At 61.9% G+C, this 23,799-nt stretch carries 25 protein-coding genes, 2 pseudogenes and 1 riboswitch; of the genes and pseudogenes, 5 read left to right on the top strand and 22 right to left on the bottom strand.

Translation table 11 applies throughout. From position 1 onward, the window contains the following. Positions 1-3 precede the first annotated feature (3 nt). Both RQ479_RS14200 and RQ479_RS14195 read left to right on the top strand, forming a co-directional pair. Complete coding sequence (locus RQ479_RS14200) at positions 4-1,410, top strand: TRAP transporter large permease (protein ID WP_376705556.1); 1,407 nt, start codon at positions 4-6, stop codon at positions 1,408-1,410. Next, entirely contained in the window at positions 1,407-2,456 is a 1,050-nt protein-coding gene (locus RQ479_RS14195) for an L-idonate 5-dehydrogenase (protein WP_376705555.1), read from the top strand. The genes RQ479_RS14200 and RQ479_RS14195 overlap by 4 nt, the downstream gene beginning before the upstream one ends. A 125-nt stretch (positions 2,457-2,581) precedes the next feature. On the opposite strand, the gene RQ479_RS14190 is transcribed toward RQ479_RS14195, so the two are convergent. The 10 genes from RQ479_RS14190 to RQ479_RS14145 all read right to left on the bottom strand — a co-directional run bounded on the left by RQ479_RS14190 (position 2,582) and on the right by RQ479_RS14145 (position 8,613). Continuing rightward, entirely contained in the window at positions 2,582-4,321 is a 1,740-nt protein-coding gene (locus RQ479_RS14190) for a relaxase/mobilization nuclease domain-containing protein (RefSeq protein ID WP_376705554.1), read from the bottom strand. Between the two features lies 1 nt (position 4,322). After that, positions 4,323-4,568 carry a hypothetical protein gene (locus tag RQ479_RS14185; RefSeq protein WP_376705553.1) on the bottom strand — a complete coding sequence of 82 codons (246 nt, stop codon included), beginning with the start codon at positions 4,566-4,568 and terminating at the stop codon, positions 4,323-4,325. Further along, positions 4,565-5,248, bottom strand: coding sequence for a lytic transglycosylase domain-containing protein (locus RQ479_RS14180; RefSeq protein WP_376705552.1), 684 nt, complete (start codon positions 5,246-5,248; stop codon positions 4,565-4,567). Before RQ479_RS14180 ends, RQ479_RS14185 begins: the two co-directional genes overlap by 4 nt. 382 nt (positions 5,249-5,630) lie before the next feature. Then, positions 5,631-5,957 carry a DUF736 domain-containing protein gene (locus RQ479_RS14175; protein ID WP_376705551.1) on the bottom strand — a complete coding sequence of 109 codons (327 nt, stop codon included), beginning with the start codon at positions 5,955-5,957 and terminating at the stop codon, positions 5,631-5,633. A gap of 23 nt (positions 5,958-5,980) precedes the next feature. Further along, positions 5,981-6,562: a S26 family signal peptidase gene (locus RQ479_RS14170; protein WP_376705550.1), complete on the bottom strand. Its 582-nt coding sequence runs from the start codon at positions 6,560-6,562 to the stop codon at positions 5,981-5,983. Next, positions 6,559-6,981, bottom strand: coding sequence for a replication initiator protein A (locus RQ479_RS14165; RefSeq protein ID WP_376705549.1), 423 nt, complete (start codon positions 6,979-6,981; stop codon positions 6,559-6,561). The genes RQ479_RS14170 and RQ479_RS14165 overlap by 4 nt, the downstream gene beginning before the upstream one ends. A 16-nt stretch (positions 6,982-6,997) precedes the next feature. Then, complete coding sequence (locus tag RQ479_RS14160; protein ID WP_352716621.1) at positions 6,998-7,288, bottom strand: helix-turn-helix domain-containing protein; 291 nt, start codon at positions 7,286-7,288, stop codon at positions 6,998-7,000. Positions 7,289-7,402: 114 nt separating this feature from the next. Next, positions 7,403-7,810, bottom strand: a complete 408-nt coding sequence (locus RQ479_RS14155) for a DUF2285 domain-containing protein (protein ID WP_376705548.1) — start codon at positions 7,808-7,810, stop codon at positions 7,403-7,405. Positions 7,811-7,985: 175 nt separating this feature from the next. Then, positions 7,986-8,210, bottom strand: a complete 225-nt coding sequence (locus tag RQ479_RS14150; RefSeq protein ID WP_376705547.1) for a transcriptional regulator domain-containing protein — start codon at positions 8,208-8,210, stop codon at positions 7,986-7,988. Positions 8,211-8,334: 124 nt separating this feature from the next. Beyond that, complete coding sequence (locus RQ479_RS14145; protein ID WP_352716625.1) at positions 8,335-8,613, bottom strand: DNA -binding domain-containing protein; 279 nt, start codon at positions 8,611-8,613, stop codon at positions 8,335-8,337. Positions 8,614-8,690: 77 nt separating this feature from the next. On the opposite strand from RQ479_RS14145, the gene RQ479_RS14140 reads away from it, so the two are divergent. After that, a complete protein-coding gene (locus tag RQ479_RS14140; protein ID WP_376705941.1) occupies positions 8,691-8,918 on the top strand; it encodes a helix-turn-helix domain-containing protein in 228 nt (75 codons plus the stop codon). Between the two features lie 120 nt (positions 8,919-9,038). Here RQ479_RS14140 and RQ479_RS14135 read toward each other — a convergent pair whose 3' ends face one another. The 5 genes and pseudogenes from RQ479_RS14135 to RQ479_RS14115 form a co-directional block, all read right to left on the bottom strand. Continuing rightward, positions 9,039-9,368 carry a DUF736 domain-containing protein gene (locus RQ479_RS14135; RefSeq protein ID WP_376705546.1) on the bottom strand — a complete coding sequence of 110 codons (330 nt, stop codon included), beginning with the start codon at positions 9,366-9,368 and terminating at the stop codon, positions 9,039-9,041. Positions 9,369-10,227: 859 nt separating this feature from the next. Further along, on the bottom strand, positions 10,228-11,163 hold the full coding sequence (locus RQ479_RS14130; protein WP_376705545.1) for a DUF2493 domain-containing protein: 936 nt from the start codon (positions 11,161-11,163) through the stop codon (positions 10,228-10,230). A gap of 311 nt (positions 11,164-11,474) precedes the next feature. After that, the gene (locus RQ479_RS14125) at positions 11,475-12,521 is read right to left on the bottom strand and encodes a toprim domain-containing protein (RefSeq protein ID WP_376705544.1); all 1,047 of its coding nucleotides are present in this window, start codon (positions 12,519-12,521) and stop codon (positions 11,475-11,477) included. A 17-nt stretch (positions 12,522-12,538) separates the two neighbouring features. Continuing rightward, positions 12,539-12,919 (bottom strand): annotated as a pseudogene (locus RQ479_RS14120) (ParB/Srx family N-terminal domain-containing protein); the annotation flags it as partial. A 236-nt stretch (positions 12,920-13,155) separates the two neighbouring features. Next, positions 13,156-14,097 carry an ArdC family protein gene (locus RQ479_RS14115; RefSeq protein ID WP_376705543.1) on the bottom strand — a complete coding sequence of 314 codons (942 nt, stop codon included), beginning with the start codon at positions 14,095-14,097 and terminating at the stop codon, positions 13,156-13,158. Positions 14,098-14,604: 507 nt separating this feature from the next. On the opposite strand from RQ479_RS14115, the gene RQ479_RS14110 reads away from it, so the two are divergent. Both RQ479_RS14110 and RQ479_RS14105 read left to right on the top strand, forming a co-directional pair. Beyond that, positions 14,605-15,036, top strand: a complete 432-nt coding sequence (locus RQ479_RS14110) for an excisionase (RefSeq protein WP_376705542.1) — start codon at positions 14,605-14,607, stop codon at positions 15,034-15,036. Further along, entirely contained in the window at positions 15,033-16,088 is a 1,056-nt protein-coding gene (locus tag RQ479_RS14105) for a tyrosine-type recombinase/integrase (protein WP_376705541.1), read from the top strand. The genes RQ479_RS14110 and RQ479_RS14105 overlap by 4 nt, the downstream gene beginning before the upstream one ends. Positions 16,089-16,693: 605 nt before the next feature. Here the strand turns inward: RQ479_RS14105 and RQ479_RS14100 are convergent. The 7 genes and pseudogenes from RQ479_RS14100 to RQ479_RS14070 form a co-directional block, all read right to left on the bottom strand. Further along, a complete protein-coding gene (locus RQ479_RS14100) occupies positions 16,694-17,449 on the bottom strand; it encodes a hydroxymethylpyrimidine/phosphomethylpyrimidine kinase (RefSeq protein ID WP_376705540.1) in 756 nt (251 codons plus the stop codon). After that, a complete protein-coding gene (locus tag RQ479_RS14095) occupies positions 17,446-18,051 on the bottom strand; it encodes a thiamine phosphate synthase (protein WP_376705539.1) in 606 nt (201 codons plus the stop codon). The genes RQ479_RS14100 and RQ479_RS14095 overlap by 4 nt, the downstream gene beginning before the upstream one ends. Next, positions 18,048-18,821, bottom strand: coding sequence for a thiazole synthase (locus RQ479_RS14090; protein WP_376705538.1), 774 nt, complete (start codon positions 18,819-18,821; stop codon positions 18,048-18,050). The genes RQ479_RS14095 and RQ479_RS14090 overlap by 4 nt, the downstream gene beginning before the upstream one ends. 1 nt (position 18,822) lies before the next feature. Further along, positions 18,823-19,020: a sulfur carrier protein ThiS gene (thiS, locus tag RQ479_RS14085; protein ID WP_095486993.1), complete on the bottom strand. Its 198-nt coding sequence runs from the start codon at positions 19,018-19,020 to the stop codon at positions 18,823-18,825. Beyond that, positions 18,989-19,990 carry a glycine oxidase ThiO gene (gene thiO / locus RQ479_RS14080; RefSeq protein WP_376705537.1) on the bottom strand — a complete coding sequence of 334 codons (1,002 nt, stop codon included), beginning with the start codon at positions 19,988-19,990 and terminating at the stop codon, positions 18,989-18,991. Before thiO ends, thiS begins: the two co-directional genes overlap by 32 nt. Beyond that, positions 19,987-21,821, bottom strand: a pseudogene (gene thiC / locus RQ479_RS14075) (phosphomethylpyrimidine synthase ThiC). The gene thiO and the pseudogene thiC overlap by 4 nt, the downstream one beginning before the upstream one ends. A gap of 102 nt (positions 21,822-21,923) precedes the next feature. Further along, positions 21,924-22,040: riboswitch (TPP riboswitch) on the bottom strand. Between the two features lie 180 nt (positions 22,041-22,220). Then, a complete protein-coding gene (locus RQ479_RS14070) occupies positions 22,221-23,765 on the bottom strand; it encodes a Fic family protein (RefSeq protein ID WP_376705536.1) in 1,545 nt (514 codons plus the stop codon). Positions 23,766-23,799 lie beyond the last annotated feature (34 nt).

Raw genomic sequence — 23,799 nt, 5'->3', positions numbered from 1 at the left:
GCGATGCTGCTTCTGGTAGGGGGCTTTCTTGTCCTGATGCTCATCGGCGTGCCGGTCGCTGTTTCGATGGCGGCCGCCTCGATCCTTTACCTCGTCATCTACGGCGTGGCGCCCGATATCATCGCGGCCCAGCGCATGATCGCCGGGGTCGAGAGCTTTCCACTGCTCGCCGTTCCCTTCTTCATCCTGGCCGGCAACCTCATGAACATCGCCGGCGTCACCGGGCGCATCTATTCCTTCGCCCTCGCCCTGGTCGGCTGGATGAAAGGCGGCCTGGCGCAGGTCAACATCATCGGATCGGTCATCTTTTCTGGCATGTCGGGCACCGCGCTCGCCGACGCCGCCGGCATCGGCACCATCGAGATCAAGGCGATGAAGGACCACGGCTATCCGATCGACGCTGCGGTCGGCGTCACCGCCGCTTCCGCCACGCTCGGGCCGATCTTTCCACCCTCGCTGCCCTTCGTCATCTACGGCATGATGGCCAATGTCTCGATCGGCGCGCTGTTCATGGCCGGCATCCTGCCAGGCGTGGTCATGACCGTGCTGATGATGATTACGGTTGCCATCTTTGCCTACAGTCGCGGCTGGGGTTCCGACACACCTTTCGAGCTTCGCCGGCTGGCCGAAGCGGCGGGCGAGGTGCTGGTAGTGGCTGCCTTTCCGATTGGCTGCTACGTGCTTGTGCAGCTTGGCCTGTCGATCAACGTCGCGGTCGGCATCGCGCTGCTGGTGCTGATCGTGGCGGACTGGTATTTCGATTTCTCCGCGGTCATGGCGCTGATGACGCCGGTCATCCTGATCGGCGGCATGACGATGGGCTGGTTCACGCCGACCGAGGCGGCGATGGCGGCCGTGATCTGGTCGCTTTTCCTCGGGCTGGTGCGTTACCGCACGATGACGCTGCGTTTGCTTGCCAAGGCCAGCTTCGACACGATCGAAACGACCGCGTCGGTGCTGTTCATCGTTACCGCCGCATCGATCTTCGCCTGGCTGCTCACCGTCAGCCAGGCAGCACATCTGTTTTCGAACTTCATTTTCGCGCTCACCGAAAACAAGTGGGTCTTCCTGATCCTGGTCAACATCCTGATGCTGGTGGTCGGCTGCTTCCTCGATACGATCGCCGCGATCACGATTCTGGTGCCGATCCTGCTGCCGGTTGCCGCCGTGTACGGCATCAACCCGGTGCATTTCGGGCTGATCATGACGCTCAACCTGATGATCGGGCTTTTGCACCCGCCGCTCGGCATGGTGCTGTTCGTGCTGTCACGCGTCGCCAAGCTTTCTGTCGAGCGCACGACCATGGCGATCCTGCCGTGGCTGGTGCCGCTTATCGTGGCGCTGCTTCTGATCACCTTCATACCCGCCATCACGCTCTGGCTGCCGACCGAGATGGGCCTGATCCGGTGAGTGGCCAGGCGATTGCCGCGACGCTGTTCGGCCCGCAGGACCTGCGCGTCGTGGAGCGTCCGCTCGAACCGCCGGCGCCAGGCATGGTGCGGGTGCGCTTCGGGGCAGGGGGCATCTGCGGCTCCGACCTGCATTATTTCCGCCATGCCCGTACGGGCGACTTCGTGGTGACCTCGCCGCTTGTCCTCGGCCACGAAATCTCAGGCGAAATCGTCGAGATCAACGGCGCGGCACCCGGCCTTGGCCTCGGCGACCACGTCGCGGTCAATCCGTCGCGCTGGTGCGGGCATTGCGCGCGATGCCTGGAAGGCCGCGCCAATCTCTGCGAAAACATCTATTTCATGGGCTCGGCATCGAAGACACCGCATATGCAGGGCGGCTTCGCCAGTCTGTTCGACGCCACGCCCGCGCAATGCTTCAAGGTTCCATCTGACGTGGCCTACCAGGCGGCGGCACTTGCCGAACCCCTGGCGGTCAGCCTGCACGCCGTCGCGCGGGCCGGCGACGTCAGGGGCCGCAACGTCGTCCTGTTCGGTGCCGGCCCCATCGGTCTCTTGACCATGCTTGCGGCCAGGCTTGCCGGCTGCGCTGAACTGACCGTCGTCGACATCGCCGCCGCGCCGCTCGCCTTCGCCCGCAGTTTGAGCGCCGACAGGACGGTCGATATTTCCGGCGGCGACGCCGAGCTCCAGGCGCTCGCCGCCGGTGGTTCGCTTGACGTGGCGTTCGAGATTTCGGGCAGCGCGGCCGGCCTTGCCGCTGCGATCGCCAGCGTCCGGCGTGGCGGCACGGTGGTCCAGGTCGGCAACCTTCCCGGTGGCCAGATCCCACTGCCGGCCAATGCGGTGATGGCCAAGGAGATAGACCTCAAAGGCACCTTCCGCTTCGGCACGGAGTTCGGCCGGGCGGTCGATCTCATCGTGTCGCGGGAGGTCGACGTCCTGAAGCTGGTGACAGCGGAGCGCACGCTTTCTTCGGCCCCCGATGCCTTCCGTCTTGCCGCCGACCGCACTCAGAGTGTCAAGGTCGTGCTGACAGCGGACTGATTGAGAATTTGCAGGCCTGTTTTGAAAGAGGCCACGGCGGTCGGCTGGGAAGGTACATACAGAATGTGAGTCGCCCGGTGCTGGCTTCCTGAGACTAGCATCAGACAGAATCTGCGCCTATCGTCTCACAACCCGATGCCGCGCTTCTTTCCCAAGCTCCAATCGATGCCCCCTGTATCCGGACACACGACTCCGGAAACCTGATTGCCAAAGCGCTTTTCGAGCGATGGCGACCAGGGCACGAGCCTGAAGTCCAGCCCATTGTCGATCATCGCGAACCGGCCGGAAGCCAGCGAGAAACGCTGCCGGTAAATCCCAGCCACATGATCGCCGTTGGCAGCGTTTCTGAATGACATGCCGGTCTCGGCAGCGAGGCGGGTACCGAGCGATTCCACCTCATGATCGTGTAGCGTATCGATCAGATTACGCGCTAGAATTACGCGCTGTCCCTCGCGCCTGGCCAGATCGCGCCTGACAAGCTCGTCGACCCGATCTTCCAGTGCCTGTCTTACCTCCCTGCCAAAGCCGCCGTCGCGGAGTTCGGCTGGCTTGCACGCAACAAGTTGCCGATCGAGCCAAGTCGCGCCGGAAGCATGGACCTGCTGTTCGATCGAAAGGTCAGAGCGGACGGCGAGACTGACCCTACCAGAGCCATTTGCACCCGCATCGCGGCACAACTCCACGACCGAGCCTGGGGTAGAGTCCCCGGCCGCTTCAGGGTCATAGAAGCGAATGTGGTGCGGGCGACCGTCGATGCCGTCGACGATGGCGTAGGCCGAGCCGCGCAGTTCCTCGAGGCCACGTTCGAGCAGTCGGCCGATCACCGGCGCATCAATCTTTTCGGCCGCGAGCACATATTCCGTTGTCCCTCTTTCTAGCCCGCGCGCGGTGAGGCTGCGGTGCATGCGCTTGATGATGTCGCCGCGTTCGCCGAGGGCGCGCAAAGTCGGCTCGGCTTCTTCGGCCATCATCCATTGGCCCTGATGGATCTCATAAGCGAGGCCTAGGCGTTCCAGTTGCCGGAGCCGGCCGACCTTGAGCCCCAGGAATTCGTCGGGCTGGCCATCAGGACGTGGCGCCACTTCAATGACGCCATAACGGTTGATGTCGCGAACAAGCTGGCGATCGAGCTGCGTCCAGCGCTCCGTGTCGACCTGCCGCTCGATGACCTGGCGGACGTCGAGGTCGGTGCGGAGCCCCAGCGTCTGGGTGAGAATGTCGCTCGCCCGATCGCGCATGCCCTGGCGGATATAGTCGCGAGAGATGACAAGATTCTCGCCATTGTCGGCAACGCCGCGAACAAGGATGTGAACGTGCGGATGTTCGGTGTTCCAGTGATCGACGGCAATCCAGTCGAGCCTCGTGCCGAGGTCGCGTTCCATGTCGACCATCAGTTCACGAGCGAAGTTCTTGAGGTCACCGAGTTCCATTGCATCGTCCGGTGAAACGATGAGACGGAAGTGATGCCGATCGTCCTTGCAGCGGTCGGAGAAGGCGTCATCATCTGCCTCTTCGGTGTCGGGACCGAACATCCTCGCCTTCTCGCCATCACGTGTAACACCTTCGCGGCGAAGGTACTTGAGATAGGTGGCGAGTGGTTGAGACCCCCTGAACTGCCGCACCACACGGGTCTTGACGACGGCGCCTCGTGAGCGCTCAGACATGAGGTGACTGGCGCGGATGGCCGCCGACCTGCCGCGGCCAAACGTTGAAGCTCGTGGGGAGGTGATCCGGCCGTTGCTTGTAAGGTGACCGCCAGCGCGCTGTGTGGCCGCAAGCGCCTGGAAGATGAAGGGTCGCGCGCGCTGGCCGGCGCGGGAGCGGATGCGACCAGGGCGGACCTGAAAGTTATCGTTACGTTTCATGCTAGGCGGCCAAGAGGTGCGGTTTCCGTTGGAAAAACCGAAAAATAGGAATAGCGCACATCGCCGTTTGTGCCAGCACATCGCGAATTGAGTTGAAACTCACAAGGAAAACAATCGGCCGACCGAGCCGCACCTCGCGGCCCTTTATCCTGCCAATCTCTCCGCCCTCATCTGCGGCCAACCCTTCCGGCGCAATTTCGGCGATGGAACAGGCCGGAATGCAATCGAGGAGGAATGTGCCGATCACCGCAATGCCGGTGAAGCGCGCTGAGCGAATAGTCCGGGAACAGTGGGGTTCGACCAGAAACGGGTCTCACCTGGCCATGGTTCGATCGCGGTCAGGTCAGCAACAGAATTGCCCATTAGCGACCGCATTGTGGACGAATGCATCGCCGTAAAAATCGTGTCTGCATAACCAGTGCCATTCAATGCAGCGGCGTTCCGAATGTCATTGGTATGCGCAAAAAGCGCGGTACTGCGTGAGTTGGCTCTGTCTCTTCCTTGCCGTGCACACCTCGGACTGGGAGCTGCGTTATTGATCAGCGGCGCGAGTTTCCTGACGTAGTCGACCGTCTCGCGCGGCAGCGGACGGCCGGTGGACAGATGTTCCTTGTACCGCCCAGGGCCGGCATTGTAAGCGGCAAGAAAGCCGCTGCGCCCGAAGCTGTCGAGCATTTCACGAAGATACGCAGCGCCTGCAAGAATGTTGTCACGCGGCTGATAGGGATCATCGCCGAGTCGATGCTTAACGCGCAGTTCTTCCCAGGTCGCCGGCATTATCTGCATCAGCCCCATTGCGCCCTTGCTTGAACGCGCTCGAACATCGCCGACGCTCTCGACATGCATGACGCCCCTAAGCAAACGCTCCGGAATGGCGAACCGTTTAGCCGCTTCCCGGATATGCCGCGACCACTGGCCAGCCGACAAGATCGTGCTCTCGGAGTGAGCCGGCCGTTCACCATGAGAGCACGCGTCTGCAACAGCTTCCGGAGTTGCGAAGGCGAGCACGACGCATGTGGCAATCCTTGTCACACCTCTGTGGACGGAATCCCGCCGACGCCGGAACCGATGAGCTGCCAGCCCGCTTCGGTGTTCACTTCCGTTAAGCGCGACGCCTCGCTGGCCGGACCAGCTTTGCCAAAACGCTGATGAAATCGGCCTCTGGAGTGAAAAGCAAGTGTCCGGCCGCCTCTGATGTTCGTCGCGTGCTGCTGCCGGACTGGCGATCCTCTCCAAGGGTTTGACCGGCGTCCGCTCGGTCAAAGACGTTGACGAGAGAGATTCATCGAAGGGCTCAAACAACATCTGTTCAGCCTCGCCCCTCGCGCTTCGATGACCGGTTCCAGTGCAGGCTCCAGACGCGGTTCTCGGCGTCGGACCGGAACAGCTTCGCGCGGATCGGCTGCGTAAAGGACGGGTCGTCAATTGAGACGGAGATATAGTTCCCAGCCTTGTCTCCGGTCCGGTCCCACGCCGCGCCGACCGCCATTCCCTCGCAATAGACGAGGTGGTCGGGCGCGTTTTCGGCTTTGGATTTCTCAGCAGGCAGGATGGCAATCTTCGCCTCGATTGTCAGCGTTGAGAGATTGCCGAAGAAGCCGTCATCATTGCGCGTAAAGGTGCCGATCTGGGGCATTGCAGTGCTCCTTTCATGAGTGTTTAGTAAGCGTTGAGCCGAGACGTGACGGTTCGCCGGGAAACGTCGTTGGTGGCATCGAGCGCCGGAGCGGCGCGCTCCGTGGTCCAGACGGGAACCGCGCGACCAACAATCAATGAGAGCGGGAGCGGGCCGAAATAGCGGCTGTCAAAACTTTCGGCAGCGTCCGGGTTCATGAGGAAGACGTCGTCGTCGGCGATCTCGCGGCAGCCCCGCCAGCTGGGCAGGGGGCGACCGCGGCTGTCACGCTCGCGTGCATGTCCATAGGTCCTGCCGTTGACGATGATCGCTGTACCTTTGCGGCAGACGGTCGCGCCCCCGAGTGCCAAAACCTGCTTCAGGAGCGGCACGTTTTTCGGCAGATATCCGCGTCTTGCCATGAAGGCCGCCAATGGTTCGGGCGGCATGATGACGGCGATGCTGGCAACACGGATTTTGTCGGCCGGCAGAATGCGATAGAGCCCGATGGGGACGCTCGCGGACGCATTCCAGATGGCCAGCGGCGGATGGCTAATCAGTGCCGGCGCCGCGGCGAGCACTGAGCCGCCAACCATCGCGGCGATAATCTTCATGTGCTTGCTCATGACTCGATCCTGGGGCGCAGCAGGTGAACGTTACGACCCTTGCGCCTGTAGGGACTCGGCTGCTCGCTTGCGGCCATCCGGCTGTGGACGCGTTGACCAGGCCACATGAAGGTCGGCGTTTGGTGCTGTTTCGTCGCGAGCAGGCGCTGTCGCAATTTCCTGGCATGGGCGTGGATGGTTTGCGGCGCGGCCCAGACCAGGATGTCAGCGTTCCAAATCGTTGCCATGCCATGCACATCCGTCGCCTCAACGCAGGACGATTCCTTGTCCGCATGAGAGTAGATCGTTGTCAGGCGGCGGGATTTCACCAATAGGGCGAGCAGCCACACCACAAGATCCCGCGTACCGCGTGGAGCGAAGCCAGATGAGTAGGCATGAGGCAGCGCAAGCTGCTGCTGAATGGTCTCGGTATATTGCATTTCATTGTGCCACAGATCAGGAGCTGCAGTCGCGCCTGCCGACATAAGCCGGCGCGCGGGCTGCATGTGGTTTTGCCGGCGGAACATTGGTCGCGTTCGCATCGCTGGTGGAGGTGCGTGCGCCGAGCTCTATCCAGGCATGCAAGTCGTCGATGTCGTAGAGGACGCGTCCGCCGATCTTTCGGTATTTTGGCCCGGTGCCATAGGTCCGGTGCTTTTCGAGAGTACGGGCGCAGAGCCCGACGATGGGTGCTGCCTCCTTCGTGCGCAGGTATTTTCGGGGCGCGTCCGCGGGGCCCTTCGACATTGCTTGATCTCCATTCGGTTGTGCTGTCATCCTGGCCTGCCGGGACGCGCAAAGCGGACCATGCTCGAAATGGGGAAAAGGGAGGGAGGGCAAAGATCGGGGGGCGTCTTGTTGCTACCCCGAAGAAAGACTTCGGCGGCCGGACTTCCCGGTGCGACTGTGGGGGTAGAAGAGAAGATCGCGATAGCCGCCAGCGACTAAAAAAGCGGCACGGCGCAAGATAGCCCGGACCTTGTGGCGGAGATGATGATCACGCCAGTCCCGCGGTACAATCGGCTCTCGCGACAACAGCACCTCCGCGATCTGACGATAGGTTGCACCCATGTGGCGGCCATCATGCGCGCGCAAATTGAGGATGTGCCTGGTCTTGGTCTGTTGCGGTAGCGAGCCGTAGGATGGACTCGCAGCTCGGCCATTCAGCGCCCGCCAGAGCCGGCGCGCCGCATCGAGCCGCGTCTCAAATGCAGCGTCAAGCGGCAGAAAGATAGCATCGAATTCGCCGGAGCGGTCTTCGCAGACCAAATGGCTCTTCCCTGTTGAAGCAGACCAAAGAATGTGAAGTCCTTCCTCCCGCTGCCAAACGCTGGCTCCGATAAGTCTGGAAAGCCGAATTCTCTGATGAGAGGGGCTGATGGAGGTAGACATCCGCGTGGCCCGCAGCACGCGGGGCGAGGCCTGTTCTGTCCAGATGATATTCTCAGCCTGCGGAAATCCGGCACCGGCAGTTTTGAAATCGCGCACCCCAACGGGCAGCGAAGTCGCGCTGATCGACAGGATCTCCGGAACCTGAGAGCCGCGAGGCGATCTGGCGGCACTCGGCGATGAATTTATCGTTCCGGATCAGATATTCGGCGGCGAACTCCTCAGCTTGGTAGCTGCACATGTGCACGTAGGCCGCCGGTTCTGTCCAATCGCCCTGCACGGTTCCTGTCCTCTCCGCATAACCGCATCTGAGGCCCCGGCATCAACATTCAGGGTGATGAGAAATTTGAATAGTTGGAGAGTCGGCAAATCGTTGCGCAGATTCAGCAAAGCATGGCAGGCGCTCAATGGGGAGCGCCGCCTGCGAGAAGATACCGGTAGCCGCTGGTCGTCATCCATCGCGCGCGTGCAAGATGGGTTTCCCAAGACCGGAACGCCCGCTCCGGCTCCTGTTCTGGGTCAATGTGCAAGACGATCCTGGCCACCTCTCGCCAGTCGGCATCTTCCGCCGCCGCGTCGAGCAGGCGAATGTAGGTAAGTAGCCGCTCCTCATCATAGCCGGTCAGGATCGGGGCATCCGGTGCAATGTCGGCGACATCAGGATCGAGCAGTGGCTTGAGCAAGCGATTTCCAATCGTCGAAGTCAATTTGTCGAGAATACTCCGTGGCTGAATACTCGACAAGCATTGCACTCGCGGACATGGAAATACGCGAGGTATTTGCGCGCAATCTGAGGCAGCACCGAAAGGCGGCGGCGCTTTCGCAAGAAGAACTTGCCCACCGTGCGGACATTGATCGCACCTATATCAGTGCATTGGAACGCAGCGTCTACGGCGCGACGATAGACGTTGTCGACAAGTTGGCAAACGTTCTCGGCATCGAGGCCGCAGATCTGCTCAGACGTCCTGCACCGAATATTCAAAGATGATACGGACGATTCTCGGATTGCGGTCTTGATGGCCGCTGTGAACTGCAACGGCACTCCACTGCAGCGTCCACAAACAAAGACAGCTCCCGCTCGGTTCGCGGGCGGGAGCTCGCGGCTTTCTCAATCGCCGTTGCGGCGGCCGTTGGGCCGGGACCAGATGAGGCTGTGGCCTTCTCCGTCCTTATCGTCGAAGCGGTTGGCGTAGATCGGAGCGGTGAAGCTTGGATCGTCCAACTTCAGGCCGAGATAGTCGCGGCCCTCACTGGGGCGCTTGGCCCATGCGGCGCCGATCTCGACCTGCGCTACGAAGACGCGATGGGTGGGGGCGCTGTCGCCGGAGTGGTTTGCCTCGGGCACGATGCGGACGTTTTTGGCCTGAAGCGAGAGGGTGACGATTTCGCCGGTGAACTCGTTGTTGCCGGCCTTTTTGAAGGTTCCGATGGTCGCCATGAGCTTTCTCCTTGAACTCTGTTTCGAGCCCGCACCATTGCGACCTCGATGGCGATCTGCGGGCCGGAGGCGATCGACGCCGCATCGCTTGCGACCGCAGCGTCAGCGGAGGATGACAGCCAAGCGACTTTGTTGTTTCGCGAGGAATGACGGCGAAGCCGGCAGGGGAAGAAAGTCGATCGGCGCCATTGCGGCTTAGGCGATTGAGGCGAAGCCGACCTTCGGCCAGATCAGCCCATCAAAGAGGTCGTTTGGAGCGGCCGACCAGATAGAGGCATCAACGGAGAATTTCAGGCGAAACCATCGCACTGGCGAAAGCTCGGTTACCACGATCACCGCTGTCGATGCCTCCCCCGGAGACTTCCGGAGACCGCAAGCTGGTGCTAGCACCGCGCCTAAGACACGCACGCCATGGCTCAGCTCAAGGCTGACGTGCATCACCGGAAATTCGCCATCTTTGGAACGGGACGGCACGTCGTGGCGGATCCGAACTGTGCGTCGCGCGACACCGCGTCGGCGATAACCAAAACAATGCACAGGCTGGTCGGAAACAGCATCGGATCCGCCTGGGTTCTTCGGTGCGTTCGCCCCGATCCACGCCCCGTCCGGTTGAGCGGACGTCACTATCTCGCCTGTGATGCCGGCTGCGAAGCAGCTGACACGTGGAACGTAAGCGTGATAGCGTCGTGCACCTGCGCATGGACGTGGATTTGAATACCCCAACAACCGGCGCGCCGGGAGCGGAAATCCGGCATACTGGAGCCATCCAATCCGGCGAACCGGGAGAAGCCCCCCGGCCCGACCGCTGCCGTATCGTGCAACGGACAAAAAGGTAAGAGAGCGGCGCTATGCGCCGGCGCTATGCGCCGCTTCCCTTGGGGCGGAAGTCGAGGACTGGGATGCCGAGCTTCTTTGCCTTGTCCGCAAGATTGTCCTGAATTCCAGTCCCGGGAAAGACGATGACGCCGATCGGCAGCGCGTCCAGCATAGCGTCATTGCGCTTGAACGGGGCGGCTTTCGCATGCTTTGTCCAATCGGGGGCAAAGCCGATTTGCGGTACCTTACGATGGTCGGCCCAGCAGGAGGCGATCTTTTCGCCACCTTTCGGCGATTTCCCGTGCATCAAGACCATATCAGGATGCTTTGCGTGGACCTGGTCGAGCTTGGCCCAGATCAACTGGTGATCATTGAAGTCGAGACCGGCGGTGAAGGCGATTTTCGGGCCTGGTGGCAAAAGGACTTCCTGCGAGGCGCGTTTCTTGGCGCTGAGAAAATCGCGGCTGTCGATCACCGCAGAGGTCACGTTGCGGTGGTTGACCATTGATCCGCTGCGCGGTCGCCAGCTCGATCCGGTGTGGCGCTCATAGTGCTCGGCGGCCTGATCGCGCATCAGTTCCAAGGCGTTCTGGCGTTCGATGAGAGTCTGTCCTTCGGCCGTCAGGCGTTCCAGCTCGACCGATTTCACTTCGCTGCCGTCCTGCTCACGCTGGCTGCGGCGCTGCGCCTGCTCGTTATGGTGAAGTTCACGCTCGATCCGATCTGCGGCGCGGTGAAAGACGTTGACGGTCGACCAAAGGAGATCGTCGAGGTCTGGCTCGAGGCGGGTATCTTGCAGGGTGGCGACGAACGCGTCGAAGATGTCTGCAATCGCGCCGGCGACGCGGTGGCCCTCCGGAAGCGGTCGGGGATCCGGCTCATCCGCGAAGGGCCGGTAGCCATAGAGCTGGAGTTCGGTGAGGGCGTGGTCGATCGGTGAAGACGAATGCTGCGGTTCGTAGTCGTCATGCTCGCTCATTTGGATGCCTCCGTCGGTTGGACCGCGACCCTCGCGGCCTTCATGGCGACGAAAGCCGGCGTGCGGGACGGTTCTGCACCCGCAGCGAAGCGGAGGGCCGGAGCGTCAGCGGAGGAGGGCGCAGGCCGGCTATTTTGCTTCGCGATGGAAAGCGCTCCCTTGGGAGCGCGCCGGAAAATAGTCGGCCGAAGACATTGCGGGGCCGGGTCGTTTGCCGGCCGATCGCCCTCTTGAAGGCCGGAGGCGCGGTTTCTCTCCGATCTCAGGAGCACCTTAGCAACGCCACGAAGTGGGGAGCTGCCGGTTCCGGGCTACGCCGCCACTGGCATAAATCGGGCGATGTCCTGCGGGGCGAGTTGGACCCGGGCGCGCGCTCGAAGATCAGCGATGCCGAACCTACAGAGATCTTCGTTGAAATCGCCAAATGCCGGCGAGAGCACGATCGCCTCGATCCCGGCAGCATTTGCTCTTTCTATCAAGACATCACGCGCGCCGTCACCGGCTGGATCGGGGTCATGGACAATGTAGAGCCGTCTGAGGGTGACGGGGAACAGGATGGCAGCAAGATGGGCGGCCGAGAGTGCTGCGGCCATGGCCATGTCGGGCAAGATACACCGAAGCGACAGGACCGTCTCGATGCCCTCGCCGGCCGCCATGACTTCGCCGGGCCGACCAAAGCGAACCGCATGCCCGAGAAGGTCGCCCATAGCGCGCCTCGGGGTATCTACCGGTGCCTTGCCCCTGCCGGAAGGGTCAATCCAGGTGCGATGTGCGCCGGTCAAATGACCGCAGACATCGGTGACGGAAGCGATCATCGCCGGCCAGGTCTCAGTCGGCGAGTGTTGGTCCGGCCGATAATAGCAGTGGGGGTGAAAACGCAGGCTTTCGGTCCCGTGCAAAGCAGTAATACTGCGGTTGCGCAGATACGTCTCTACGACCGTGCCTGCAACCGGCCGCGACACCGCAAACAGCCGACGCGCTTTCTCCGACGTTTCCGACGGCGCGGCCAGCAACTTCGACCGGGTTGATGTCTGCTCTGGTTCGGGATGCGGTAAGCCGAGAAACGCTATTGCCTCATGGGCAACGTCCCTGAAGTCGCTCAAGCCGCGGCTTTCGCGGATGATATCGAGAAGATCGCCATGCTCCCCGGTCGCCGCGTCAGTCCACTTGCCGGCTGCGCCCTTTCCGCTCTGCGAGCCGACGAGCCGCACGAACATCGAGCGGCCCGGCGTGTTTCGGACATCGCCGACAAACCAGTAGCGGCCCTCGCGATGTCCGTTCGATAGATAGTGGCGACAAACCGCCTCGGCCTGGCGGCCCAAGCGTTGCGCCAGGTTGGACGCGTCGTGCCGGGACATCATGCATCCTCCTGCGTCTCGATGCGACGCAGCGGCGCACGCTCGATGTTTTCGGCGAGCGACACCTCCTCGGCAACGATCGTGCTGTGACGGTCGCGCACCACACAGGGCACCGGCGCGATCTTGGCGAGGCGCTTTTGCTTCACCAGCAGCTCAAGGGCGCGGAAGCGCCTGCCTCCGGCAGGCACCTCAAACATGCCAGTCTCGTTGCCGTGGTTATTGATGACGGGCAAGACACTGAGGCTCTGGATCAAGCCGCGGCGGGAGATCGAGGCCGCGAGATCCTCGATCGAGACGCCGACTTTGACGCGCCGGACGTTGGACTGGGAGAGCACCAGCTTGTTGAAGGGGATGTCGCGCGAGGACGACAGGATGATCTTCTGAACAGCAGTAGCCATCGGGATTTACTCCGCGACGGGCAGCCGAGAGCCTCTCTCTCGACCTCCAAACCCGTCATGAGAATTCCGTCACGCCTCTCCTCTGATGTGCTCGACAGCCACACCACGTTTGTCGCGGAGCTGCAGCTCGGCCCTGGCGTCCTGCAACGACTTCGCCGCAGCGGCGTCCGGCATCGAGGGAGACTTCGATCACAAACGCATTCGCAGGGGGAAGCCGACCTGGAAGCAGGCGGCAATCACGCTGCCTCCCACTGATCATCGTCAGTGGCGATGCGGTCAGGCAAGAACCTCAGGAGATAATCCGCAGCCTTGCTTGCAAGTGAGGCGGCGCGAAAGATCGCACGGTTGTCCTCGCGCAGCACCTCCAGCCACGAGCCGATATAGTCGGCGTGACGCACGGTCGGCGTGATGCCAAGCGAGGCGCAGCAAAAAGCCGCGCTTATCTCGGCAACCAACTCTTCGAAGGCATACTTGTTGGTGCCAAAGGAACCAGAGAAATCCCGGTTGAGGCGTGAGGCATGACCCGTGGCGTGCGCAAGCTCATGCAGGGCGGTCTGGTGCCAGTTGATCGGCTCGAAGTAGGCCTGGGGTGGCGGGACCCGCACATAGTCGTGGGCCGGAGCGTAGAACGCGCAGCTGCCCCCGATCCGGAAATCGATCCCGGCTTGCTTGATCAGCGTCTCGACCTTGGGCTCGATCAGGACGGACAAGGGTGGGGGTATGGCTATCGCAACATCGTCGGGCAGCCCGTCGCACTGCGCGGCGTTGAACACCGTGAAGCGTTTGCGGAATGGGATCGAACGGGCTTGCTCGCCGGTTTCGCGGGCGCGCTTTTTCTCGTCCTCGGGCACGAATCGGTCGGCGTAGACGACCGTCGTTCCATGCTCACCCTTGCGGACGCTGCCGCCAAGCGAGAGCGCCTGACGGAAAGTCAGCCAGCTCTGTCCCGAAAAGCCCTGCTCGATCACCGAACCCCAGAGGATCAGGATATTTATCCCAGAGTATTGCCGGCCGGTGACGGCGTTCTTCGGCAAGGCCAGCGGCGCTTTCGCCGCCGCCGTCCCCCATGGCTGAACCCAAGGTAGCCGACCGTCCTCCAACTCGCCGATGATCTTATTGGTGATTTCGTCATATAAGCTGGCCCGGGTGGGGGCAGCTTCGTGCCGATGCTTGATCATTGCCAGTCTCCGCGCCGGGCGCCGGGAGCCTCTCTCCCTGCCTTCAACCCGTCAGTGCGCCAAGCGCGGCCCTCTAACTCTATGAACGCGAACGAAGATTCGGTTGCCGGCCAACTCCGAGAGAGGTTTCCGAAACTGCAGCGCGAGGCGATCAGCAGAACCCCCAAATGCCGGGCGCGCGGGGCGCCGGCCAGTGAGTCCATGGAGACGGAAGCCGCACAGATGGCCGAAATTCAGTCAGAAGCTGTTTGACCGGCCACGAGTGGGGAGCCAGCCGAAAGGCTCGTCGAGCGTCGAGGCGCAAAGGCGAAAGCGTGTCAGGACAACCGTTCCGATTAGCAGGTCGAAGGAGCACCTTTGCCGCAGCAGCTCCAGTTGGCGCTTTTCGCAGCAGCGTGGTCAGAGGAAAGATCGCGCGGCAGGGCATCCGGCACGGCGAGACAGAAAATGCGCTCAACGAGACCCGCGATCGTTCTGTTTCCGAGTGAAACTATCGGATCATAAAGATTGGCTGAAGGCTCCGTTTTGAAAATCCCCGACCAATTCGATGAGACCACGCCTCTGCGCGTCGAGATTGCAGCACGGATTGCCTTTCCGGATGGCTCGATGCGCGCGGCGGGCCTGCGCAAGGAGCGTGACGCCGGTCGACTTGAAACCGAGCTAATCGCCGGAAAGGAGTACGTCACCTTGCTGGCGATCACCAGAATGAGGGAATTATGCCGCGGACGTCGAAAGGGCCACACCTCGTCTGGCGTGACGAAAGCTGGAAAAAGGACGGAACACTCCGAAATCAAGCTGGATGGTTTATCCGCGATAGAACAACGTTCATCAGCGCTGGGAGCTGCGAAAAAGGCCGTCCAGGACCTGAAGCTGAAAAGGCGCTCGCGGCCTACATCGCAAGCAAGTACCACCGAGTGCGCGGCGCAGAAGACGTCTTGATTGCCGAGGTCATCAACATCTACCTGAGAGAGGTTGCACCGAAGCATGCCGCGCCAGAAGAGACGGCGGCTCGGCTGGACAAAATCCTCGATTTCTTCGGTGAAAAGACGCTCGCCGCTATCAACGGAAAACTCTGCCGCGACTACGCCGCGTCCTGTCCCACAGAAGCCGTTGCGCGCCGGCAACTCGAGGATTTTCGTGCGGCCATCAACTACTATCGCAGGGAAGGCTACACGACTGCCGCACCGACGATTATCCTGCCCGACAAGGCCGGTGCACGCGAGCGCTGGTTGACGCGCAGTGAAGCCGCCGCCCTCATCTGGGCAGCGTGGCGTATGAAGCAGAAATGGAAGGGCCAGGAGAGCGGCCGGCGTACCGGACGACACCTCGCCCGCTTCATGCTTGTCGCGCTTTATACAGGAACACGCTCGGCCGCAGTCTGCTGCGCCGCCGTCCGTCCAACCAAAGGGCGTGGTTATGTGGACCTTGACCGCGGCATTTTTTACCGCCGCGCCGACGGCGCAAAGAAGACCAAAAAACGCCAGCCGCCCGTGCGCCTGCCGGACCGGCTATTGGCTCACCTCCGCCGCTGGGCGTGCACCGATCTCGATATCAGAACCAAGGCGCGCGGCAAGAGCGCAAATATCGGCCGAAAAATATCGCAAGATTTTGTCGTGGAGTGGAATGGAAAGCCGGTGGTGTCGGTAAAGAAGAGCTTTAGGAGAGCTTGCGAGGCAGCCGGCCTCGGTCCCGACGTCACTTCGCACACGCTTCGGCACACCGCTGCGACCTGGCTGATGCGGGCCGGCGCCGATATGTGGCAGGCGGCGGGCTTTCTCGGCATTACCGTGGATGTCCTGATCGATACTTATGGCCACCATCACCCCGACTTCCAGGTAGACGCCGCCGAGAAGATCGCGAAGAAGCACGACAAGGCGACGAAAACCGCGCTCAGGATTGGTGACAATGAAAATATGAACTCGGCCTGGTCGCCCCATACGTTCCCCACACAAAGCTCGAAAAGGAACGCAATCGTTGCGAAGCAAGTGTGACGATCAAGCCCAAAAGGCTGCGGCATTGCTGGTAGCGCACATCGTTCGGGACGATGGGGTCGCAGGTTCAAGCCACCCACACCACTTTCTCAAATTTAGCATTGGGAGGTCACGCCGTTCGAATCCACTCCGACTCCCTGAGCTGAACGAAACCAGGTGACGGCTTACGTCGAGGTCCGGTTTCCAACTCAGGCGCGAAGCGTCATTTACCACCAGGACACCGCGTCAATATTTGGCGAGGGGTGGCCGCAGCTTTTTCGTCATCCGCGCGCGCCGTAGCGGGGCGCATGATCCTATTGGGAATTGAATACGTCCACGCGCGGCATCGCGCCGTAGCGTACGAAAGACGATGGCTCCCCGGACTGAACGAAACTGCGAACTACGAGCTGCCGATCCCCCTCGAAACTGCGCCACAGCTCACTATCAAGATGACCAGTTCTCCTCGTTCATGGACGATTGCCGCGACCGCAGGCGAATTGCTGCCACGAGGTCCGGTTCGAACCGCCGTGTTGTTGCGATTTTCATCGAAGAGTTTGCGCCGGCGAGCAAGACGCTCAGGATCCAGCATATTAGCGGCCAAGGCTGCTTGTACCACATAGCCGCGTTCATTCTGCTCCATTCTTCTGAAACCTGGCGAAGACAAGCCGCCTGCCGTCGCGCACGCTGTCTTCGAGCGGCTTCGCCTTCGCCAGATGCGTCGCAATCGCGCTGGCCAGCATGCAACCTGTTCCGCGCATCGATGTGGCAAGGCGCGGTGTATCGACGTGGATGGGTTCATGATCGGAGCGTAATAGAATATCGGTCGATTGGGGTCCCGAGGCATGCCCACCCTTGATCAGCAGGGCTTGAGGGCCGGCGGCCAACAGTCTTTGTCCTTGTTGGAGCGCACCGTCCTCATCCACTGCCAGTTCGGAGCCAATAAGGAGCGCCAGTTCGGGAAGGTTTGGCGTGACAAGGCAGCAAAGCGGCATCAGATCGCGCTTCATGACAGCGATAGCGCCTGCCTCTAGGAGCGCCCGGCCTGAGGTGGAGGCCAGCACTGGGTCGAGTATTACCGGCACTTGCGGGTGTTTGCGCAGCACAGCGGCAACGGCAACAACGATATCGGCATTCGCCAGCATGCCGATCTTGATGGCCGCCACTTCGTTGGCCCGCAGCGCGGCGCACATCTGATCGGCGACCAGGCTTGGTGGAGAATGATGAATTTCCATCACGGCGTCGTGCGTTTGCACGGTTAGCGCTGTGACGGCCAGACAGGTGCGCACGCCAATGGATGCGATCGTTTCGATATCGCGTGCTATTCCAGCACCCCCGCTGGAATCCGATCCGCCAACGACAAGCACATGCGGTTCTCGTCTCATCGCCAACGGTCCGTCTTTTCGATCCATTCCCTGGTGCGGGCTTCGGGATCGGAGCTCAAAGTGATGTCGGTGACCACTGCGGCGCTGTCGGCGCCGGCTTTAAAGACGCCGTCGAGGCGGCCAGGGTTGAGGCCGCCGATAGTGACTAATGGGATTGGCGCCACCCGCCGCTTCCACTCGCTGATCCGCTCTAGCCCTTGCGGTGCCCACTTCATTTTCTTCAAGATGGTGGGATAGATCGGACCCAGCGCAACATAGTCGGGATCGGCAAAAATGGCCGTTGCAAGCTCGACATGATCATGCGTGCTCAACCCGAGCCTGACACCGGCTGACCGTATCCTTGAGAGGTTGGCGGTTTGCAGATCTTCGTGGCCGAGATGCACGAAGTCGCAGCCCTCCTCGATTGCCAGACGCCAATGATCGTTGACGATGAGCTGGCACTGGTGCTCGGCGCACAGGGCCTTCGCCTTCCGGATTTCGGTGCACAACCTGGCCTCATCTATGGTCTTGATGCGCAGTTGCACCAGCCTGACGCCAAGCGGCACTAGCCGTTCGATCCAGGCAGCGCTGTCGACGATCAGGTAGAAGGGATCGAGCTTCATGAAAAAACTGCCCTGCCGATCGCCGGCGTCGATGGCACGGCGACGTCGCGCGGTTCGAGCATTCCCGAACCGAAAGCCTCACGACCGGCCTCGACCGCCTTGCCGAAAGCACGCGCAATGCCGACCGGATCGGCCGCCTTGGCGACCGCCGTGTTCAGGAGCACGGCGTCAAAGCCGAGTTCCATGACGGTCGCCGCGTGCGACGGCCGTCCGAGCCCGGCATCCACGATCAGCGGGACGTCGGGGAAATGTCCGCGTAGCGAGCGCAGGGCCATGATGTTGACCGGCCCGAGGGCGGAACCGATCGGGGCGCACCACGGCATCAGGACCTTGCAGCCGGCCTCCAGTAGCCGCTCTGCGACGACAAGGTCGTCGGTGGTATAGGGGAATACCGAAAAGCCGTCCTCGCACAGGATGCGGGCGGCTTCGACCAGGCCGAAGACGTCAGGCTGCAGAGTGTCGTGGTTGCCGATCACTTCGAGCTTGATCCAGCTCGTCCCGAACACCTCGCGCGCCATTTTCGCGGTGGTGACCGCTTCCTTGACGGAGTGGCAGCCTGCGGTGTTGGGAAGGATTCTCGTGCCGAGCGCGCGGATCAGCGACCAGAATTTTTCGCCTCCCCTGCGGCCTGCCATCTCACGTCGCAAGGAGACGGTCACCACCGACGTGCCTGACGCCTTGACCGCATCGGCAAGGATGGCCGGCGAAGGATACTGAGCCGTGCCGAGAAGCAGGCGGGAGGGAAGCGTCGTCCCGAGAAGATCGAACATGCTAGCCTCCCTGCATGGGCGAGAGGATTTCGATCCGGTCGCCGTCGCTCAACTGGAACTCCGCCCGGTTGGCTTTGTGCACGAGGTCGCTGTTGACGGCCGTCGCCAGCCAATCGCCCTCATAGTCGAGCGCGGCAAGCAGCTCCGCCAGCGTGGTGGCGGCAACCTCATGCGCTTCGCCGTTGACCATTAGTTTCATGGGCAAGCTCCTTGGTTCTGTCTTGACTGAAAACCAGGGCGGCAGCCTGGCGCGCCATGGCGGGGGCGAGGAGAAAGCCGTGACGATAGAGCCCGTTGATCACTATGATCTCGCCGTTCGTTTCTACGCGCGGCAGGTTGTCGGGAAAGGCTGGACGGACGCCGATACCGGTTTCAACGATCTCGGCCTCGCCAAAGGCCGGATGGAGGGCATAGGCGGCACCCAGCAGCTCCATCATCGATCGCGCCGTGACCGGTCCGACGGACTGGCTTTCAATCATCGTCGCGCCGATCATGAAACGGTGGCCGGTGCGTGGCACCGCATAAAGCGGAAAGCGCGGATGAAGGAGCCTGACCGGGCGCGACAGCGAGACATCAGGCGTATTCAGGATCAGCATCTCGCCGCGAACACCGCGCAGTCGGTCATCGCCCGCCGCCATTCCCGTGCATTCGATCTGGCGATCGAAACCGGAAACAGCCGAAGCGTCGGCGCCGAAGTGGAACTCGACGCCCATCGCCGCCAGCCTATTATGAAGTGCCGCCATCGCCTGGCGCGGATCGAGATGGGCCTCATCGGGGAAGAGCAGTCCGCGGCGGAAGCGGCCGGCGAGGTCAGCTTCCAACTGCGACATTTCATCTTCATCGACGTGCCGGTGACCCGACGTGCGGCTGGCAAACCGGTCGAGCTCGCCCGCATCGCGCGGCGCGGCCACGACCAGCGTTCCCGCCCGTGTCGCCTGGCCGGGCGTTGCCGCCTCCCACCAGTCCGCGGCGTTGCATCCGAGATCCAGCACGGGCTGCTCGGCGCTTTCACGCTCGCACCATGGCGCCAGCATGCCGCCGGCGAACCACGACGCATTGCCGCCAAGGCTGTGTCTTGTCTCGGCAACGGTCACCGCCGCGCCGCGTGTGGCGAGCTCGAAGGCGGCGGTGAGGCCGGCGACGCCGGCCCCTTTGACCAGCACCCTCATGATGGTTCATGCGCCTCAAGCATGAGCGGTGCGCCGGTCTCGTCCGCCGGCACATAGAGATCGCCGCCTTCGCGATATTTCGCCGCCATCGCCGCCATGCCTTCCTTCTGTGCCTCGGCGCGAATGTCGTGGGAAATGCGCATGGAGCAGAATTTCGGGCCGCACATCGAGCAGAAATGCGCCACCTTGTGCGCCTCCTTGGGCAATGTCTGGTCGTGGAAGGAGCGCGCCGTTCCAGGATCGAGCGACAGGTTGAACTGGTCCTCCCAGCGGAACTCGAAACGCGCCCGGAAAGGGCATCATCCCTGACCTTTGCAGCCGGATGACCCTTCGCCAGGTCGGCGGCATGGGCGGCGATCTTGTAGGTGATTACGCCGGTCTTGACGTCGTTGCGATCGGGAAGGCCGAGATGCTCCTTGGGCGTGACGTAGCAGAGCATGGCGGTGCCGAACCAGCCGATCATCGCCGCCCCGATGCCTGAGGTGATGTGGTCGTAGCCCGGCGCGATGTCGGTGGTCAGCGGCCCAAGTGTATAGAACGGCGCCTCGGCGCAGACGGCGAGCTGCTTGTCCATGTTCTGCTTGATCTTGTGCATCGGCACATGGCCGGGCCCCTCGATCATCACTTGGCAATCCTTTGCCCAGGCGATCTTGGTCAGCTCGCCAAGCGTTTCCAGTTCGGCGAACTGCGCTGCGTCGTTGGCATCGGCGATGGAGCCCGGACGAAGCCCGTCGCCGAGCGAAAAGGACACATCATAGGCGCGGCAGATGTCGCAGATATCGGCGAAATGCTCGTAAAGAAAGCTCTCCCGGTGATGATGCAGGCACCATTTGGCCATGATCGATCCACCGCGAGAGACGATGCCCGTGACCCGGTCGACGGTCAATGGGATGTAGTGCAGCCGCACGCCGGCATGGATGGTGAAATAGTCGACGCCCTGTTCGGCCTGTTCGATCAGCGTGTCGCGGTAAACCTCCCACGTCAGGTCCTCGGCAATGCCGCCGACCTTTTCCAGCGCCTGGTAAAGTGGCACCGTGCCGATCGGCACCGGCGCATTGCGAACGATCCAGTCGCGGATGTTGTGGATGTTGCGGCCGGTCGACAGATCCATCACCGTATCGGCGCCCCAGCGGATCGCCCAGACCATTTTGTCGACCTCTTCGGCCATCGAGGAGGTGACCGCCGAGTTGCCGATATTGGCGTTGATCTTGACCAGGAAATTGCGGCCGATGATCATCGGCTCGCTCTCGGGATGATTGATGTTGGCGGGAATGATCGCCCGTCCGCGCGCCACCTCGTCGCGGACGAATTCCGGCGTGACGAAGTCGGGGAGCGCGGCGCCAAATGCCTCGCCGTCGCGCTCAAGCTTGCCGCGCAGCATCTCACGACCAAGATTCTCGCGGATGGCGACGAACTCCATTTCGGGCGTGATAATGCTGGCGCGCGCATAGGCAAGCTGGGTCACCGCCTTGCCTGCCTTGGCCCTGAGCGGCCGATTGCGAATGGGAAATTCCGGCGTCAGGCGTTCGCCTGTCACAAATCCGTTGTCTTCCGGCTGGACGTGGCGGCCGTCATAGGCCTCGACATCGCCGCGCGCTGAAATCCATTCGTGGCGTAGCCGGGCAAGGCCCTTTTCGATGCTGGTTTCGACAGCCGGGTCGGTGTAGGGGCCGGACGGATCGTAGACGGTGACGGCCGGCTCGCCGGCCGTCGGATGGACAGAGATTTCGCGCATCGGCACCCTGATCTGCGGGTGGATGAAACCGGGTTTGTGGATTTTCCGCGAGGCGGGCAGCGGTCCCGTCGAGACGGCGGGGGTGAGGGCATTCATCTTGAGGCTCCTTTGCTCATGCATTGGAGACCCAGTTCTGTGCCGGAAGGATGAAAAGACGCTTTGCTCGACCTGCCGAAACAGGACCTCGGGCGTAAACTCCCGCAAGCGCTTGCACCGTCCCTACGCCAGTATGAACTGGATCAGGTTCAACGGGTCACTGCGCCGCGAAAGCCAGCAGTATCTCAGCCCCTTGCCGGGACTCCCCTGGTGAATGCCCTAGGTTGAACGGGCCTGCGCTATCTTGTCAAGCGCGTTCGGACCGCGGCTGATCGGCGGCCGGTCAGACGGTGCGGAAAAATCGTGCATGTCTCGGCGACAAGTCAAGCGTCGGAGATGAAGGCAGGGACAAGGGAATCGCAAACCGTTGGACTAAAATCGGTCCTGATGATCACGCCTTCAATCGGCACCAAAGGTTTGCGCGTAGATCGCCTCGATTCTTCCTGCCTCGTCACTGGTCAGCGCGGCGAATTCCTTTTCGCGCGCGCGGTTCGACAGATGTCCATCATTCTGGTGAAGAAAACGGAAGAGCAGATCGGTCAGCCGCTCGGGCATGTCGATAAAGGCGTCCACCTGCTGCCGGAATTGATCGTAGCGCTGCAGAAATGCGGTTTCCTCGGGAAGGTCCCGTTCGATCGTCCGCCGAACGCAGGCATAGAGAAATTCGGCGTGCGGGGTTGCATCGAAGAACCGGTAGAAATCACCGGTGTCATTCAGCACCCGGACGTTGAATTGCGGCGTCGGTTCCCATTCCACCAACGGCAGAAGGCGCTGCGAATAGCTCTCGAGCACGCCCCTGTACTCGTTGATTTGGTCCAGGATCGCGGCCGAGACGGGAAAGACCACTCCCGGCGGATTGAAGCCGCGCATGGCAAGGACGTGGTGGATCAGGTAGCGGTGAATGCGGCCGTTTCCGTCCTCGAACGGGTGGATGTAGACAAAGCCGAAGGCGAGGATTGCGGCGGCTATGACTGCATCAAGGTTTTTCGCGGGGCCCTGATCGAAGGCCGCCATTCCATCGATTAGCCGCGGCAGGTCCTCGGGCCGAGCGCTGATGTGATCGGGCAGGGGCGTGCCGTTGTCTCGGTCATGCTCACCGACAAAGCCTCCTTCTTTTCGGAAGCCAAGTCTTACGAAACGGGCGTCGCCAAATACAATTCTTTGCAGACGCAGCAGCTCATCGCGATCGACCGGCCAGCGGCCGGCTTCGCCGATGGCGCGGCCCCAGCGCTGGATGCGATCTTGCGGCGGGCGCTCGCCCTCGATCGCATAGCTTGATCGCGAGTCTTTGAGCAAAAGAAAGGCGGCGGTCCGAGCAAGAAGGTCGCGCGGCACGTTCGCTATGATTGCCTCCGCGCGCCGCGGTAGTTCAAGGCCGATGAATTTTTCGAGAGTCTTGGTTCGGAACACCAGCGGGCAGAACTCAGGCGTGCCGGGGAGATTGTCCCTTAGGCGGTAGCGCGAAGCGGTCTTCTCGGATCCGGGCCACTGCAGCTCGGGATCGACAACCGGAACGTATCGTCCGGCCTCCGCGTCCGGCAGATCGAGACGCGTGCCCGTCAGCCATTCATATAGAAACCAGATGCGGCGGGCATAACTGCCTGTGGGGCTTTCACGGACGAGCGCCTCGATCGGCGCGGGACCGGTCACCTGGAAGAGCCGCTTGAGGACGGCAAGGTCGAGCCCCTCGTACTTGAGCGCGAAGGTCAGGTGGCCTTCGAGTGTTGGATGTGGGGCATGGCGGGGCGTCATGATCCGCCAACCATCCCGGTCCGTAATGCGATGATGCTCGCCAGTGGCCGACAGCGTCCGGGGCAAGGGCACGGCGAGCTCGTAGGCTCCGATCAGCGCGCTGTATCCGGCCGGGGTCACCATCTCCGGAAGGCGGATTTCCTGAAAAACGATAACAGGACCTGAAAATTGGTGCTGTTGCGCCACAGACATGAAAAGCGGATCCTTTCTTCGTATTTTAGTGCAA

The organism is Mesorhizobium sp. ISC25 (genome assembly GCF_042295465.1).
Classification (GTDB): Bacteria; Pseudomonadota; Alphaproteobacteria; order Rhizobiales; family Rhizobiaceae; genus Mesorhizobium.
Note: the sequence above shows the minus strand (reverse complement) of the source record. Positions and strands in the feature narration are given on the sequence as shown.

Excerpts from the sequence above, each read along its gene's own strand:
- RQ479_RS14200 (WP_376705556.1), top strand. The coding sequence starts at position 4 with ATGCTGCTTCTGGTAGGGGGCTTTCTTGTCCTGATGCTCATCGGCGTG.
- RQ479_RS14190 (WP_376705554.1), bottom strand. The coding sequence starts at position 4,321 with ATGAAACGTAACGATAACTTTCAGGTCCGCCCTGGTCGCATCCGCTCC.
- RQ479_RS14175 (WP_376705551.1), bottom strand. The coding sequence starts at position 5,957 with ATGCCCCAGATCGGCACCTTTACGCGCAATGATGACGGCTTCTTCGGC.
- RQ479_RS14170 (WP_376705550.1), bottom strand. The coding sequence starts at position 6,562 with ATGAGCAAGCACATGAAGATTATCGCCGCGATGGTTGGCGGCTCAGTG.
- RQ479_RS14165 (WP_376705549.1), bottom strand. The coding sequence starts at position 6,981 with ATGCAATATACCGAGACCATTCAGCAGCAGCTTGCGCTGCCTCATGCC.
- RQ479_RS14160 (WP_352716621.1), bottom strand. The coding sequence starts at position 7,288 with ATGTCGAAGGGCCCCGCGGACGCGCCCCGAAAATACCTGCGCACGAAG.
- RQ479_RS14140 (WP_376705941.1), top strand. The coding sequence starts at position 8,691 with ATGGAAATACGCGAGGTATTTGCGCGCAATCTGAGGCAGCACCGAAAG.
- RQ479_RS14135 (WP_376705546.1), bottom strand. The coding sequence starts at position 9,368 with ATGGCGACCATCGGAACCTTCAAAAAGGCCGGCAACAACGAGTTCACC.
- RQ479_RS14130 (WP_376705545.1), bottom strand. The coding sequence starts at position 11,163 with ATGAGCGAGCATGACGACTACGAACCGCAGCATTCGTCTTCACCGATC.
- RQ479_RS14125 (WP_376705544.1), bottom strand. The coding sequence starts at position 12,521 with ATGTCCCGGCACGACGCGTCCAACCTGGCGCAACGCTTGGGCCGCCAG.
- RQ479_RS14115 (WP_376705543.1), bottom strand. The coding sequence starts at position 14,097 with ATGATCAAGCATCGGCACGAAGCTGCCCCCACCCGGGCCAGCTTATAT.
- RQ479_RS14100 (WP_376705540.1), bottom strand. The coding sequence starts at position 17,449 with ATGAGACGAGAACCGCATGTGCTTGTCGTTGGCGGATCGGATTCCAGC.
- RQ479_RS14095 (WP_376705539.1), bottom strand. The coding sequence starts at position 18,051 with ATGAAGCTCGATCCCTTCTACCTGATCGTCGACAGCGCTGCCTGGATC.
- RQ479_RS14090 (WP_376705538.1), bottom strand. The coding sequence starts at position 18,821 with ATGTTCGATCTTCTCGGGACGACGCTTCCCTCCCGCCTGCTTCTCGGC.
- thiS (WP_095486993.1), bottom strand. The coding sequence starts at position 19,020 with ATGAAACTAATGGTCAACGGCGAAGCGCATGAGGTTGCCGCCACCACG.
- thiO (WP_376705537.1), bottom strand. The coding sequence starts at position 19,990 with ATGAGGGTGCTGGTCAAAGGGGCCGGCGTCGCCGGCCTCACCGCCGCC.
- RQ479_RS14070 (WP_376705536.1), bottom strand. The coding sequence starts at position 23,765 with ATGTCTGTGGCGCAACAGCACCAATTTTCAGGTCCTGTTATCGTTTTT.